This is a genomic window from Oleiphilus sp. HI0086, assembly GCF_001635225.1.
Genome location: NZ_LWFZ01000284.1, coordinates 1 through 715, shown reverse-complemented (window position 1 = coordinate 715; position 715 = coordinate 1). Strand labels below are relative to the sequence as shown.

Annotated in this window: 1 pseudogene; it reads right to left on the bottom strand. The window is 45.9% G+C overall.

Annotated features, from left to right (window positions below):
• Positions 1–715 (bottom strand): annotated as a pseudogene (locus A3756_RS03595) (bifunctional aconitate hydratase 2/2-methylisocitrate dehydratase); the annotation flags it as partial.

Genomic DNA, 715 nt, shown 5'->3' with positions numbered 1-715 from the left:
ATGAATGCCATTAGCTTAGGCGTGTTAGCCTTAGCTTTGTTGTCCCATACAGAAGCTGTGTGACAACCAGACTGGAAAGCACCATCAACACTTGGAGAGATAGTCGAAGCAGCCATTGCTTCTAGTTCCTGACAAGTCATAGGACCAGTCGTGTCCTGAGAACCTACGATGTTCACTTTAACGCGAACGTCAGAACCCGTGTGTAGTGGAGTCTTAGAAGTAACACCAACAGCGTTGCGGTTGAAGATCTTTTCAACTGCAGTTAGGCCTTGGCCTTCGTTAGAGATTTCTTTAGAAGCAGCGTAAACAACTGGTGCTTCAACGCCTAGCGTTTCAGCAGCAAATGTTTGTAGCTTCTTACCGAAAGTTACCGCGTAAGAGCCGCCAGCTTTCATGAATTCAACTTTTTGTGGCGTGAAGGCATCAGAAACGTCTGACAATTCTTCGCTACCGTTGTATAGCTTCTTAGCTTTAGTATCGATTGTTAGAACCGTACCTGTTGCAACAGAGTATGCTTCTTCCAATACTGGGTCGCCGTTTGCATCACGAACAACTTCACCGTTTGCGTCAGTTTTCTTAACCCAGTTTTTAAGGTCAAGACCGATACCACCGGTTACACCAACAGTCGTTAGGAAGATAGGTGCGATACCGTTAGTACCTGCAACTACCGGACGGTTGTTGATGAATGGAATGTATGGAGAAGTCTTCTCACCAG